12 protein-coding genes and 1 tRNA gene are annotated in these 13,324 nt (G+C 66.3%); 5 read left to right on the plus strand and 8 right to left on the minus strand.

The annotated features are described in order from the left end of the window. Window position 1 precedes the first annotated feature (1 nt). From mnhG to ARTH_RS19615, 6 genes are read right to left on the minus strand one after another with little or no spacing between them, the layout of a single operon-like run. A complete protein-coding gene (gene mnhG / locus ARTH_RS19590; RefSeq protein ID WP_011693691.1) occupies window positions 2–421 on the minus strand; it encodes a monovalent cation/H(+) antiporter subunit G in 420 nt (139 codons plus the stop codon). Continuing rightward, entirely contained in the window at window positions 411–689 is a 279-nt protein-coding gene (locus ARTH_RS19595) for a monovalent cation/H+ antiporter complex subunit F (protein ID WP_011693692.1), read from the minus strand. The genes mnhG and ARTH_RS19595 overlap by 11 nt, the downstream gene beginning before the upstream one ends. Further along, window positions 686–1,231, minus strand: coding sequence for a Na+/H+ antiporter subunit E (locus ARTH_RS19600; protein ID WP_011693693.1), 546 nt, complete (start codon window positions 1,229–1,231; stop codon window positions 686–688). Before ARTH_RS19600 ends, ARTH_RS19595 begins: the two co-directional genes overlap by 4 nt. Further along, window positions 1,228–2,847, minus strand: a complete 1,620-nt coding sequence (locus ARTH_RS19605; RefSeq protein WP_011693694.1) for a Na+/H+ antiporter subunit D — start codon at window positions 2,845–2,847, stop codon at window positions 1,228–1,230. The genes ARTH_RS19600 and ARTH_RS19605 overlap by 4 nt, the downstream gene beginning before the upstream one ends. Continuing rightward, window positions 2,844–3,482 carry a Na(+)/H(+) antiporter subunit C gene (locus ARTH_RS19610; RefSeq protein WP_011693695.1) on the minus strand — a complete coding sequence of 213 codons (639 nt, stop codon included), beginning with the start codon at window positions 3,480–3,482 and terminating at the stop codon, window positions 2,844–2,846. The genes ARTH_RS19605 and ARTH_RS19610 overlap by 4 nt, the downstream gene beginning before the upstream one ends. Then, the gene (locus tag ARTH_RS19615; RefSeq protein WP_011693696.1) at window positions 3,479–6,523 is read right to left on the minus strand and encodes a Na+/H+ antiporter subunit A; all 3,045 of its coding nucleotides are present in this window, start codon (window positions 6,521–6,523) and stop codon (window positions 3,479–3,481) included. Before ARTH_RS19615 ends, ARTH_RS19610 begins: the two co-directional genes overlap by 4 nt. A gap of 221 nt (window positions 6,524–6,744) precedes the next feature. On the opposite strand from ARTH_RS19615, the gene ARTH_RS19620 reads away from it, so the two are divergent. From ARTH_RS19620 to ARTH_RS19630, 3 genes are all read left to right on the plus strand, one after another. Further along, window positions 6,745–8,148, plus strand: coding sequence for an MFS transporter (locus ARTH_RS19620; protein WP_011693697.1), 1,404 nt, complete (start codon window positions 6,745–6,747; stop codon window positions 8,146–8,148). A 64-nt stretch (window positions 8,149–8,212) separates the two neighbouring features. Beyond that, the gene (locus tag ARTH_RS19625; protein ID WP_011693698.1) at window positions 8,213–8,695 is read left to right on the plus strand and encodes a cation:proton antiporter regulatory subunit; all 483 of its coding nucleotides are present in this window, start codon (window positions 8,213–8,215) and stop codon (window positions 8,693–8,695) included. Between the two features lie 5 nt (window positions 8,696–8,700). Beyond that, entirely contained in the window at window positions 8,701–9,891 is a 1,191-nt protein-coding gene (locus ARTH_RS19630; protein WP_011693699.1) for a cation:proton antiporter, read from the plus strand. A gap of 103 nt (window positions 9,892–9,994) precedes the next feature. Here ARTH_RS19630 and dcd read toward each other — a convergent pair whose 3' ends face one another. Further along, entirely contained in the window at window positions 9,995–10,570 is a 576-nt protein-coding gene (gene dcd / locus ARTH_RS19635; RefSeq protein ID WP_043430109.1) for a dCTP deaminase, read from the minus strand. 156 nt (window positions 10,571–10,726) lie between these two features. Here dcd and ARTH_RS19640 point away from each other — a divergent pair, with 156 nt between their 5' ends. Beyond that, window positions 10,727–12,493, plus strand: a complete 1,767-nt coding sequence (locus ARTH_RS19640) for a CAP domain-containing protein (protein WP_011693701.1) — start codon at window positions 10,727–10,729, stop codon at window positions 12,491–12,493. A 30-nt stretch (window positions 12,494–12,523) separates the two neighbouring features. On the opposite strand, the gene ARTH_RS19645 is transcribed toward ARTH_RS19640, so the two are convergent. Next, entirely contained in the window at window positions 12,524–12,970 is a 447-nt protein-coding gene (locus tag ARTH_RS19645; protein ID WP_011693702.1) for an SRPBCC family protein, read from the minus strand. Between the two features lie 266 nt (window positions 12,971–13,236). Between ARTH_RS19645 and ARTH_RS19650 the strand changes: the two genes are divergently transcribed. Further along, window positions 13,237–13,310: transfer RNA gene (locus ARTH_RS19650), tRNA-Gly, on the plus strand. Window positions 13,311–13,324: the final 14 nt, after the last annotated feature.

Here is a 13,324-nt window from a genome sequence, read left to right on the forward strand (position 1 = left end):
GCTAGGCTGCGCCGTCGTCATCCTCGTCGGCGGCGCGCTTGGCGGCGGCCTTTTTGTCGGCTGCCTTCAGCACCACGGCCTCCAGTTCATCCGTGGTGAGCAGTTCCTTGTGCAGGTGCTTGGTGCGGTAGCCTGCCCTGCCCACCATGTGGGCAGACACCGGAACGGTGAGCACCTGGAAGATCCACGCCACGAAGAGCACGGGCCACACCCACCAGGTCCGCAGCTGCAGGCCCACCGAGGCCAGCAGCAGGAACAGCCCCAGCACCTGGGGCTTGGTGGCGGCGTGCATCCTGCTCATCAGGTCGGGGAAGCGCAACAGGCCGACCGCCGCACCGAGGGACATCAGGGCGCCCACCACCATAAAGACGGCCGACACTGCATCAATGATTGTGTCCACGGCAGATGGTTCAGGATTCATGGGGCTGCTCCCGCCGGTCGGCCACGAAGCGCGCCACGGTCACGGATCCGATGAACCCGATGATGGACAGCGCCACGAGCAGCATCAGGTTGTTCAGGTGCCGGTTGACGGCCATGTCTATGCAAAGCGTGGCACCGATGATGGCCAGCAGCACGTCAGAGGCCAGCACCCGGTCCAGCAGGGACGGGCCGATGGCGATCCGGACAATCGCCCCGGCTGCCGCCAGGGACAGGATCACGGCCGTCACGGCCAAGACAACGCCCATCATGCCCCTACCTCCTGTTTCAGTGCGGCCAGTTCCTCGCGGGTGCCCATGATCCTGATCAGTGCCGCCTCTGCGTCCCGGACCTCTTTGCGCAGGTTCACAATGTCCTCTCCGCTCCGCACGTTGAGTCCGTGGATGTAGAGCGTGGACGTGGAGCGGTCCACCTCAACCACCAGCGAACCCGGAATCAGCGAAATGACGTGGCCGGTGGCCGTCACCATCAGGTCCGAGTGGCTGCGCAGCTTGACCGCGACGACCGCGTTGGTCACCTTGGGCCCGCGGGCCAACGCCAGGTACAGCACCTGGAAGCTGGCGGCCACAACCTTGGCCAGGAACACCAGTGCGAACGGAACTGCCCGCACGATGCTGAAGCGGCCGCCCAGCTCCACCGGGGGCAGGTAGAAAAGCCGTGCCACCACTACCGCGATCAGCGCACCGAACAGCAGGTTACCGGGGCTGAAGTCCTGCCAGAGCGCTGCCCAGACGAACACCAGCCAGACGAGGAGGGGCAGTTCCTGCCGGATTGAGATCCGTCGGCGGTTCATTTGTTCCCCTCCTGCTGGACGGGTTCAGGCTGGGCGATCGGGGGCACGGGGGCGTTTTCGCCCAGCACGGCCTGGATGTAGGCGGACCGGTCCAGCATTTCCACGGCCGACTGGTCCGCCACCCGGAAGAGCGGCCCGGCAAAGACGGTGAGCGCCACACCGAAGGCCACGAGGCCCAGGGTTGATCCCACCATGGTCCGCGGCAGCAGCGTGACATTGCGCTTGCCTGCGCGGTCGCCCGTCTCGGAATCCTCAGGGGCCGCGAGCAGCACGGGGTCCGGGTTCTCGGCGTCCTCGGGTTTGCGCCAGAACGCGCGGTTCCACACACGGGCGACGGCCAGGAGCGTCAGCAGGCTGGTCACGACACCGCCGATCACCAGGGCGTAGGCCAGCGGGGTGCCAAGCTGCACACCGGCCTGCAGCAGCCCGAGCTTGCCCAGGAAACCCGAGAACGGCGGGATGCCGGCCAGGTTCATGGCGGGGATGAAGAACAGCAGGGCCAGGATCGGGGACAGTTTGGCCAGGCCGGCGACGCGGTCGATCGACGAGCTTCCGCCGCGGCGTTCGATCAGGCCCGTGACCAGGAAGAGGCTGGTCTGGATGGTGATGTGGTGGGCCACGTAGAACACCGCCGCGCCAAGTCCGGCCACCGAGGACATCGCCAGCCCGAACACCATGTAGCCGATGTGGCTGACGAGGGTGAACGAAAGAAGGCGCTTGATGTCGCTCTGGGCCAGCGCACCCAGGATTCCCACCACCATGGTCAGTAATGCCACCACCATCAGCGGAGTGTTCAGCGAGTCCCCCGGAAAGAGGAGCGTCTCGGTGCGCACCATGGCATAGACCCCCACCTTGGTCAGCAAGCCGGCGAACACCGCCGTGACGGGGGCTGGTGCCGTGGGGTACGAGTCAGGAAGCCAGAAGGACAACGGGAAGACAGCCGCCTTGATGCCGAAGGCCACCAGCAGCATCACGTGCAGCAGCATCCGCGTTCCGGAGTCCAGGTCCGCGAGCTTGACGGCAAGGTCCGCCATGTTGATGGTTCCGGTGGCGCCGTAGATCATGGCGATGGCGATCAGGAACAGGACGGAGGACACCACGGAGACCACCACGTAGGTCACGCCGGCACGGATGCGGGGGCCGGTTCCGCCGAGGGTCATCAGCACATAGCTCGCCGTCAGAAGGATCTCGAACCCCACGTAGAGGTTGAAGAGGTCGCCCGACAGGAACGCGTTGGACACGCCGGCCACCAGGATCAGGTAGGTGGGGTGGAAGATCGACAGCGGCGCGTCCTGGTCGCCGTCGGCCATGCCCTGGCCGGTGGCGTACACCAGCACCGCGAGGCTGACCGTGGAGGAGACCACCAGCATCAGGGACGAGAACTGGTCCACCACCATCACGATGCCCCACGGGGGCAGCCAGCCGCCGATGTTGACGGCCGCGGTTCCGCCGTCCCAGACGGACGCCAGCAGCACGCATTCCAGCAGGAGCGTCAGCGAGAGCAGCGTAATGCTGACGGCCCGCTGGGCCTTGGAGTGCCGGATCAGCACGAACGTCAGGGCGGCACCGAGGATGGGAAGTACGACGGCGAGCGGGGCAAAGCTTGCGATGTTCACTTCACGCCTCCTTCCGGGCCGGGGGTCACGTTTTGGGAGCCGGGCTGCTCTTCCGCAGCGGCGTCCTTGGCTTTGATCTTGCGGTCGCCGGCCTTGACGGTGGCCACGCCGCCCTGCGGGCCGTCGCCTGAAGTGCCGTCGCTTGAAGCGCCGCGGCCGGAACCGCTGTCGGCGGACAGGTCCGAACCGGTGATGCCCTTGCCGTCCGAACCGATCATGGTCAGCGGGAACTCCGAGGTTTCTACCGGAATCTCGGAATCATCCTCCGCGTCGAAGCTGGGGGTCTCGGCAACACGGATGTCCTCGACGTCGTCCTGGATCTCATCGCGGCGGGCCAGCACCCAGGTCCGGTAGATGATGCCCAGCATGAACGCGGTCACCGCGAAGGAGATCACGATCGATGTCAGGATCAGTGCCTGCGGGAGGGGGTCGTTGTAGTCGCGGGGGTCCGTGTCCTTGCTGAACATGGGTGCCAGGCCGGCGTAGCCGCCGGTGGCCAGGATCAGCAGGTTGGTGGCGTTGGCCAGCAGCATCAGGCCCAGCAGCACCCTGGTGAGGCTGCGTTCCATGATCAGGTAGATTCCGCAGGCATAGAGCGCGCCCATGACGGTCAGCAATGTCAGGTTGACGCTCATGCTTTCCCCCTCCCCGTGGTTTCGGCGGGAATTCCGTCCGGTTCCTGCCCTTCGGTCTCGCCCTCGGGGTTCTCTTCAAAGTGCTCATCGATTTCCGCGCCCAGGCTGCGCAGCACGTCCAGCACCAGACCTACCACCACGATGTAGACGCCGATGTCGAAAATGGTGGAGGTGACGAACTTGATGTCGCCGAACACCGGCAGCCACAGTTCGATGATGGCGCTCTGGAACACCTGCCCGCCCAGCAGGAGCGGCACCACTCCGGAGGCCGCTGCCGTGGCCAGCCCGATTCCCAGGAGCGTTCCCGCACCCACCGGGGTGGCCTCCCGCAGTTCGAAGCGGCCGCCGGCGAGGTAGCGGATGGTCAGGGCAAGCCCGGCCGTCAGACCGCCGGCGAATCCGCCGCCCGGAAGGTTGTGACCGGCGAGCAGGAGGTAGATGGAGAAGACGATCATCGAGTGGAACACCAGCCTGGTGACCACTTCGAAGATGATGGAGCGGCGCTCGGGAGCCATGGTGCGCCCTGCCACGAGCCAGGCGTCCCTGGTGGAGGCGGCAAATTTGCGGCTCAGGGCCAACGCGGCGCTGTCACGGGAGCTCTGTCCGGCACCGGAGCGCCGGCCCACGGTCCCTTCGGCCACGGAGGACGAGGCCCGGATGCCGTCGCCGCGCCCCTTCACGAAGATGAGGCTGGCGACACCGGTGGCGGCCAGTGCCAGGACGGAGATCTCGCCGAAGGTGTCCCACGCCCGGATGTCCACGAGGGTGACGTTGACGATGTTCAGTCCCCCGCCGCCTTCGTAGGCAAGCCGCGGGAACTCCAACGCGACGGGCGTCGCGACCCGCGCGCCCATCGCGTAGATGGCCACGAAGATCATGGTGACGCCGAACGCCGCCCCGATGATCACGCGGATCACCCGGTACTTGCCGCCGGTGCGGTCCCGGAGTTCGGCCGGCAGGCTGCGCATGGCCAGGACGAACGCCACCAGGATGATGGTTTCCACCAGCATCTGGGTCAGGGCCAGGTCCGGTGCGCCCTGCAGGGCGAACATCAGGGCGATGCCGTAGCCGGTCACGGAGACCATCAGCACGGCGAGGAACCGCTTGTTCGCACGCACGGCTGCCAGCGCCCCGATCACGATGCCGGCCCCGGCCACCAGCTGCAGCGGCGAATTGGGATCGATGAAGTACAGCCCGTCCGGCAGTGGCTTCCCGGCGATGAGCAGGGCTGTGAGCGGAAGGGCGAACGCCACCGTGAGGATCACTGCGAGGTAGAAGAACAGCGAACCACGCTGCGTGCGTCCCGTGACCCACACGGCAACGTCATCCAGCGCGCCGATGGTGATTTGGTAGGCGCGGTCGCCGTCCACCCACGCCGGCACCAGGCTCTGGCCCCTGGCGACCATGTTGCGGCCATAGAACATCGCCAGGCCGAGCACGAAGGTGATGGCCGTCAGGCCCAGCGCGGGCGTGAGTCCGTGCCACAGCGCGAGGTGGCCGGCGGCGGTGGCCGGATCGCCGCCGTCGTGCACGAATTCCGCGGCGTACGGCTGGATCCAGGCGTCCACCGGCGCCGGCCATAGGCCGTAGACGATGGTCAGCAGGCTCAGCAGGGCGGGGGCTGCAAGGAAGGATGGCTTGATGGCCTTGAACGGTGTGGATTCGATGCCGGGCTTCGACGCGAAGGCACCCCACATAAAACGCGCGCTGTAGGCGAAGGTAAGGATGGACCCCAGGACCAGCCCGGCGAGCACCACCAGGCCCCAGGAGCCGGCCGCATCACCGGAGGTGCCATAGTGCACGAAGGCCTCGAACACCGATTCCTTGGCCACGAAGCCTGCCAGCGGCGGGATGCCGGCCATCGACGCGGCACCGATGGCCGCCACCACGGCCAGGGCGCGGGAGGACTTGTAGACGCCGGAGAGCTTGCGGAGATCGCGGGTTCCGGACTGGTGGTCGATGATGCCCACCACCAGGAACAGGGTGGCCTTGAAGAGTCCGTGGGCCAGGAGCAGGGCCAACCCGGCCAGCGCCGCATCGGGTTTGCCGAGGCCCACCACCATAGTGAGGAAGCCCAGCTGGCTCACCGTGCCGTACGCCAGGATCAGCTTGATGTCGGTCTGCCGCAGCGCGCGGTAGCCGCCCACCAGCATGGTGGCCAGGCCCAGTCCCAGCACCATGGGCAGCCAGTACGCCGTCTCCGCGAAGCCCGGCGCCAGCCGCGCCACGAGGTAGACGCCGGCCTTCACCATCGCGGCGGCATGGAGGTACGCGCTCACCGGTGTGGGCGCCGCCATCGCTCCGGGGAGCCAGAAATGGAACGGTATCAGCGCGGACTTCGTCACGGCACCGATGAGGATCAGGACGACGGCGGCGCCCACGGCCCCCGCTGCCGGGCCGGTGGTCAGCCCGGGAGCCTGTTCCAGGATTGCCGAGATCCGGTAGGTTCCGGCGCTGGACCCCAGAATGATGAGGCCCACCAGCATGGCCAGGCCGCCCGCCGTGGTAACCATCAGGGCCTGCAGGGCCGAGCGCCTGGCGGAGAGCCGGGTGCGGGCGTAGCCGATCAGCAGGTAGGACAGGACGGTGGTGAGTTCCCAGAAGATGAACATCAGGAGCAGGTCATCGGCGGTGACCAGGCCGAACATCGCCCCCGCGAAGGCCAGGAGCTGGGCACCGAACCCGCCCAGGTTGCTGTCCTTGTTCTTGAAGTAGCGCGCACAGTAGACCAGCACCAGGGCACCCACGCCGAGTACCAGCAGTGACATGATCCAGGCCAGCGGGTCCATCCGGAACGCCAGCTCGATCTTGAGTTCCGGGATCCAGGGAAGGAGTTCAGTGACGGCGCTGCCCGTGAAGGGTGGTGCCGCGGAGGCCTGCTCGTACGCTCCCTGGTACACGGCGTCGCGTTGCAGGAGCAGCCAGACGAAGGAACCGGCGGGGACCGCAGCCAGCCCGTAGAACGTGTTCCTGCGGAACTTTCGGAAGAGGAACGGCGCCACGGCAGCCACCGCGAAATGCACGGCAAGGACTGTGATCACTGGTATCTCCGCAACGTCAGGAATTCGATTGTCAAAAGTTGGAGCAGGCGGTCATTCGTCAGGTTCGGTGCACACAGTTTATCAAGCGGATGCAAACACTTTTGCCACCTGCCAGTGCCGCGCGGGGCGGATTCTCCCTGCCGCCGGAGAGTTTCCACCGCCTGTTCACTCGCCGTTGCAAATGGTTCGTCGTATCGCCAGGGGCGGATAGCATTCAGCCTATGAACCCCGTTGCCGCTTCCGCGGCTACCCAGCCCCCGTCCGAACTGGAGTCCGGAACGTCGGCCACCAGCAAGGGCAAGGTCCTTGCGTGGGCCGCCTGGGACTGGGGCTCGGCGGCCTTCAACGCCGTGATGACCACGTTTGTCTTCACGGTGTACCTGACGTCCAACGCCTTCGGCGGCGAGGACCAGGCCTCCGCTGTGCTCGGCGGTGCGCTGGCGATCGCCGGGGCGGCCATCGCCCTTCTGGCGCCGGTGACGGGCCAGCGGTCGGACACCGGCGGCCGCCGGAAGCTGTGGCTGGGAGTCAACACGGCCGCCGTCGCGGTCCTGACCGGATTGTGCTTTTTTGTGTTTCCGCGGCCGGAGTTCCTGTTGCTGGGCGTCACACTGATCGCGCTGGGGAACGTCTTTTTCGAATTCGCCGGGGTGAACTACAACGCCATGCTGGCGCAGATTTCGACGCCGAAGAACATCGGGAAGGTGAGCGGCTTCGGCTGGGGCATGGGCTACCTGGGCGGCATCGTCGCGCTCCTGATCGTGCTGCAGCTGTTCGTCCAGCCCAGCTTCGCGTGGTTCGGGGCGTCCACCGAAGACAGCCTCAACATCCGCCTCGTGGCGGTGTTCTCGGCCCTCTGGTTCTTCATCTTTGCGTTGCCCGTCCTGTTCGCCGTGCCGGAACTGCGCAGGCCGCAGCGGGGCCCGAAGCTGGGGTTCCTGGCTTCCTACGGCCTGCTGGTGCGCCGCATCAAGGCGATCTACCGGACCAGCCCGCATACCATTTACTTCCTCCTTGCCAGTGCCATCTTCCGCGACGGCCTGGCCGCCGTCTTTACCTTTGGCGGGATCATCGCTGCGGGCACCTTCGGTTTCCAGCTGAAGGAAGTCATCTTCTTTGCCATCTTCGGCAACGTCGTTGCGGCCGTCGGAGCCATGATCGGCGGCTTCCTGGATGACCGGATCGGACCCAAAGCCGTCATCATCGGCTCGCTTGCCGGCCTGCTGGTTGCGGGCACCGTCATCCTGGTCCTGGGCAACGGCAGCTATGTCTTCTTCGGCCAGGCCTGGCCGGGCACCACCACGTTCTGGGTGTTCGGGCTGTTCCTGTGCCTTTTCGTTGGACCGGCGCAGTCCTCCTCCCGCGCGTACCTTGCCCGGCTGGCGCCGCATGGCGAATCCGGGGAGCTCTTCGGCCTCTATGCCACCACGGGCCGGGCGGTCAGCTTCCTGGCGCCAACGCTTTTCACGCTCTGCATCGCGGTGGCGTCGCCGCTCGTGGCACCCGGCGAAGCCCAGCGCTGGGGGATCCTCGGCATCATGGTGGTGCTCCTCGCCGGGCTGCTGGTGCTGCTGCCGGTCAAGGCTCCCGGAAAGGTGGAAATCGCCGTGGTTCCGGCGGCCTGAGGGTCCCGCAGGCAATTCGTGGTTTCGACACCCCAACGCCGTCCGCGCGGACTAGGCTGGTGCCATGAACGTGGATGAGACAGACCTCCCTGGCCTTGGCAGGCGCAAGGATTTCATGACCGCTTCGGGCCGCCGGATCGGCGTGGTGGAATACCGCGAGGGTCAGACCGAGCTGATTGTTTCCACCTGGGACGATCCCGACACGTGCCAGGCGTCCATCCCGCTGACGGCCGAGGAAGCCGCCGCCCTGGGCAACCTGCTGGGCGGCCAGCGCCTGGCCATGCAGCTCTCCGAAGAGCACCGCGAAATCCCGGGAATCGTCACCCGCCAGTTCTCCATCGGCGGGGACTCACCGTTCCACAACCAGCCCATGGGCAAAGCCTGCATCCGCACCCGCAGCGGTGTCTCCATCGTCGCCATCATGCGGGAAGGCGAGGTGCTCCCCTCCCCTGGACCCGACGTCGTCCTTCACCCCGGCGACCTGCTCGTGGCGGTCGGAACGCAAGAAGGTCTCGATACAGCAGCCGATATCCTGCGCAACGGCTGAGCGGCATGGATCCGCTCGCGCTAACCCTCATCGAACTGGGGGCCGTCGTGTTCTGCCTTGGCCTGCTGGCCAGGCTGGCCGGGCGGATCGGGATGTCCCCCATTCCCCTGTACCTGGTGGGCGGGCTGTTTTTCGGCGCCGGTGGACTGGTCAAGCTCGAAGGAATGCACGAATTCGCGCATCTTTCCGGCGAGATCGGCGTGATCCTGCTGCTACTCATGCTCGGATTGGAATATACGGCGGCTGAACTGGTCACCGGCCTCCGGCGGTCGTGGAAGGCCGGCGTCCTGGACCTCGTTCTGAACTTCATTCCGGGGGCCGGCCTGGCCGTGCTGCTGGGTTGGGGCCTGGTGGGAGCAATGGTGATGGGCGGCGTCACGTACATCTCGTCCTCCGGCATCGCAGCCAAGGTGATTACGGACCTCGGCCGGATCGGTAACCGCGAGACCCCTGTGGTTCTGTCCATCCTGGTCTTCGAGGACCTTGCGATGGCCGTCTACCTGCCCGTCCTCACTGCCACGCTGGCCGGGGTCAGTTTCCTGGTGGGGCTGCAGACCGTCGGAATTTCGCTCGCTGTGGTCACTGTGGTGCTGGTAGTGGCCCTCCGGCACGGGCACCACGTGTCCAAGGCAGTACACAGCGAAAATTCCGAGGTGTTCCTGCTGAACCTTCTCGGCGCGGCGCTCCTGGTTGCCGGTCTCGCCGCCGCCATGCAGGTCTCGGCCGCGGTGGGCGCGTTCATGCTGGGCATCGCCATTTCCGGCGCCACGGCTCACAGCGCTACCCGGATCCTCGAACCCCTCCGGGACCTGTTCGCGGCCATCTTCTTCGTGGTCTTCGGCCTCAACACCGATCCATCATCCATCCCGCCGGTACTGGGGTGGGCGCTGATCCTGGCTGTCCTCACCGCCGCCACCAAAATGATCACGGGAATCTGGGCGGCCAAGCGGGCAGGAATTGGCCTGCCGGGCCGGTTCCGTGCGGGAGCTGCGCTGATTGCGCGCGGTGAGTTCTCCATCGTCATTGCCGGCCTGGCGGTGGCTTCCGGTGTGGTGCCGCACGATCTCGCGGCGCTGGCCACGGCCTACGTGCTCATCATGGCCATCATGGGTCCGCTGGCGGCACGCTACGTGGAGCCGGTTGTGAAGATGCTGCGCCGCCCGGCAAAACCGCGGCCGGCCGCCCGCCCCATCTGACGCTCTCTCAGATCCTGCCGCCTTTTCGGCGACGCTCTCTCAGATCCTGCCGCCTTTTCGGGCACGCTCCCTCAGATCCTGCCGCCTTTTCGGCGACGCTCCCTCAGATCTCAGTGCGGTGGAAGTTCAGGTAGCTGCGGCTGGCGGTGGGACCACGCTGGCCCTGGTAGCGGTTGCCGTACTCACCGGAGCCGTAGGGGAATTCGGCGGCGGAGCTGAGCTTGAAGAAGCACAGCTGGCCGATCTTCATGCCGGGCCACAGTTTGATGGGCAGCGTGGCCATGTTGGAAAGCTCCAGCGTGACGTGGCCGGAGAACCCGGGATCGATAAACCCTGCGGTGGAGTGCGTCAGCAGCCCCAGCCGGCCCAGCGAGGACTTGCCTTCGAGCCGTGCCGCAATGTCATCCGGCAAGGTGACGGTTTCATAAGTGGAGCCCAGCACAAACTCGCCCGGGTGAAGGATGAACGGCTCTCCGCGGTCAACTTCCACCAGGCGCGTCAGCTCAGGCTGGTCCTCGGCAGGGTCGATGTGCGCGTACTTGTGGTTGTCGAACAACCGGAAGAACCGGTCGATCCGGACGTCCACGGACGACGGCTGGACCATCACCGGGTCGTACGGATCCAGGACAATCCGTTGGGAATCAATTTCGGCACGAATATCGCGGTCAGAGATCAGCACACTCAAAAATACCGCACCATTGCCGCGCCCGTTGCCCGGGGTTACTGTTACTGCTGATAAGAAACGTCATCTCCGATACAGGATGAGTCTGATGTTGCGGCTGTGACGGGTTGCCTTCGCCCTGAAGGAGGCGGCACCGACGGATCTGGGGTTGGCTTGAGGAAGATTTCGGCACGGACACTGGCAGCCATGATCTGCGCACTGGCACTCATCACGCCTGCGGCCGGCCAGCTGGGGGGACCTTCCTCAAGCCCAAAACCCGATGTGTCCGCCGTGGCGGACCAGCAGGCGCAAAGCGTCGCCCTCGGCCCGCCATCGTTCGTGTACGACGCCGGCTTGGGCACCGCGGATGACACACCAGGGCAGCGCCTCGCCCCCGCCGTGGACCCGGCGGTCAGGGAAGGGGACCCAGGCGGCACAACTGCTGCTTTGGTCAATACCTCAGGAACGGCCGGCGCCGGTGGCGGCGCCGGCACACTCTCCACCAACACGCCGCCGCTGCCAGCAGGAGACTCCCCTCCCGAGCCGGCGTCCGTCCCACCGTTGTCCGCCACCGACGCCGACCTGGCGGCCCTCACCCAGGCCGGGCTGCAGACCCGGCCTGCACCCACGGCGGGCACCGAAGCCCTCCGAACCGAATCACTGACGACGCAGGCCCTCGTCAGGGACGACGCGTCGTCCCAAATCCTGGCGGTGTTCAAAGCCATCAACAGCTACCGGGCTTCGTTCGGACTGCCCGCCGTGAAGTACCACGCCACAGTGGCCGCCATGGCCCAGGAGTGGTCCGACAGCATCGCGGCCCGGGAAGTGATCGAGCACCGCTCGAGCTTCTGGACCGATTCGCGGGCGCTCAGCCCCACCAATGGCGCCGGCGAGGTCATTGCCGTCCGCTGGGACCGCGACGCCGCCCAGCTTGTTGAGTGGTGGAAGGGCTCGCCCGCCCACAATGCAATCCTGAAGGACCCGCGGTTCAATGTGATGGGGATCGGGATCACCTTCACGGACGGCAACTGGCAGACCACGCCCAACCGCTACACCATGTGGGGCGTGGTGGACTTCTTCGGATACGGCACGCTGCCCGCGGGAACCACCAGCAGCCCGGGCGGCAGCACTGAAATGCCCGTACAGCCCGCCAGCGTGTGCGATCCGCTGGTGCGGCACATGCCGCCGTCGGCGGACCTTGCGGCGGCCGCGATCAAGGGTCCCGGCGACCTCGTGTCGGTGAACTCATCCGGGGAACTCATCAACCGCCCGTCCCTGGGAAACCGGCAATACGGCGCACAACAGGTCGTCGGGACCGGATTCGGCTCCGCCAAGGAACTCTTTGTCACCGACTGGGACCGGGACGGAGTCTTTGACATCCTGGTCCAGTGGACTGATGGCAGGGTTACGCTGCACGCCGGCTCGGTGGGCGGCGGATTCCTTCCAGGCGTGACACTGGGCCAGTCCGGGTGGGCGGGAATGACCCTGGCGGTCGGGGGCTGGTGTGCCAACAACCGCCTCCCGCAACTGGTGGCGCTGGACACCTCCGGGAACCTCTGGCTGTACCCCAACCGGGGCAAAGCGGACCTTGTGCAGCGGACTCTGATGGCGTCCGGCGTTTCAGCCAACCGGCTGGCCATGGCGGATTACGACGGCGACGGCTTCCAGGACCTGTTGGCCCGGCAGTCGGACGGTTATGTCCGGCTCTTCCGCGGCTCGGGCGCGCCGGCACCGCGCGCCGAAACCCGGGCTGTGGTGGCCAGCGGATGGTCGGACGTTACAGCCATCCGTCCGCTGCGGGATGTCACGGGCCTGAACTCAACGGGACTGGCCCTCCGACGAGCCGGCGACGTGGTGCAGTATTGGGACCTCAGCACGGGCGCCTTGACGTCGCCGTCGTCCATCCCCGGAACGTGGGCGGGACAGCGCCTCGCGCAATAGCCGCCTTACCCTGCGCGCGGGTCTCGCGGGTTACGGCTCCGCGGGCCGGGCTTCCAGGACTTCCTTAAGGCGTTCCAACTGCGCGACTTCCGACTTCATGGTCCGTTGGATCATGAAGTCCATCAGCCCGGCCAGTCCCTTGGGCCGCGACTCCAGGGCGAACCTGACCCGGGTGCTTGTTCCCTCGGTGCTCAGGTAATAGCCGCCGTGCGGGCGCGCCGGGCCGGCAACCACTTGGAACTGGATCTCGGCGCCCGGCCGGAGCTGCGTGATTTGGAAGTCGGCGGCGATGGGGCGTCCCGCAGGACCGGCCAGGGTCTGCTGGTAGACCGCGCCGCAGGCTCCCAGCGCACCTGAACGCAGTTCGATGTTCCGGATCCCTTCCCGCCATGAGGGAAGGTTCAGCCCGTCCTGCAGGAACTGGTACACGGTCATGGCATCGCGTTCCACGACGACCTCGTACTCTGCAAATGCCACGGGGATCCCTTGATTGTCGGACAGCTTTCTTGCGTAGCCCGTTCCCCTGATACTGCAGCTAACCCCAATAGGATAGTCAGCTCGGCCTGCTTCCCAGCGGCCACGGCCGTGCCTTAACCGAACAGTTATCGAACGGACCGAAGAGTTATCGAAAGCATGCTGTCGCCTGACGGTCGTGTCCCTGTTCTGGGAGTGCGCACGGCTGGGGTAAAGTAAATCCGGTTGACGCAACCGGGACATGGCCGAGGTAAGTGGCTGGTCCCTCTGCGGCTGTAGCTCAATGGTAGAGCGCTAGCTTCCCAAGCTTGATACGCGGGTTCGATTCCCGTCAGCCGCTCCATTCCTTCCGCGGGG

Origin of the sequence: Arthrobacter sp. FB24, assembly GCF_000196235.1 — a bacterium.
Taxonomy (GTDB): domain Bacteria; phylum Actinomycetota; class Actinomycetes; order Actinomycetales; family Micrococcaceae; genus Arthrobacter.

Coding starts and splice junctions, on each gene's coding strand:
- ARTH_RS19630 (WP_011693699.1), top strand. CDS start 8,701: ATGGATCCGCTCGCGCTAACCCTCATCGAACTGGGGGCCGTCGTGTTC.
- ARTH_RS19620 (WP_011693697.1), top strand. CDS start 6,745: ATGAACCCCGTTGCCGCTTCCGCGGCTACCCAGCCCCCGTCCGAACTG.
- ARTH_RS19625 (WP_011693698.1), top strand. CDS start 8,213: ATGAACGTGGATGAGACAGACCTCCCTGGCCTTGGCAGGCGCAAGGAT.
- mnhG (WP_011693691.1), bottom strand. CDS start 421: ATGAATCCTGAACCATCTGCCGTGGACACAATCATTGATGCAGTGTCG.
- ARTH_RS19595 (WP_011693692.1), bottom strand. CDS start 689: ATGATGGGCGTTGTCTTGGCCGTGACGGCCGTGATCCTGTCCCTGGCG.
- ARTH_RS19610 (WP_011693695.1), bottom strand. CDS start 3,482: ATGAGCGTCAACCTGACATTGCTGACCGTCATGGGCGCGCTCTATGCC.
- ARTH_RS19600 (WP_011693693.1), bottom strand. CDS start 1,231: ATGAACCGCCGACGGATCTCAATCCGGCAGGAACTGCCCCTCCTCGTC.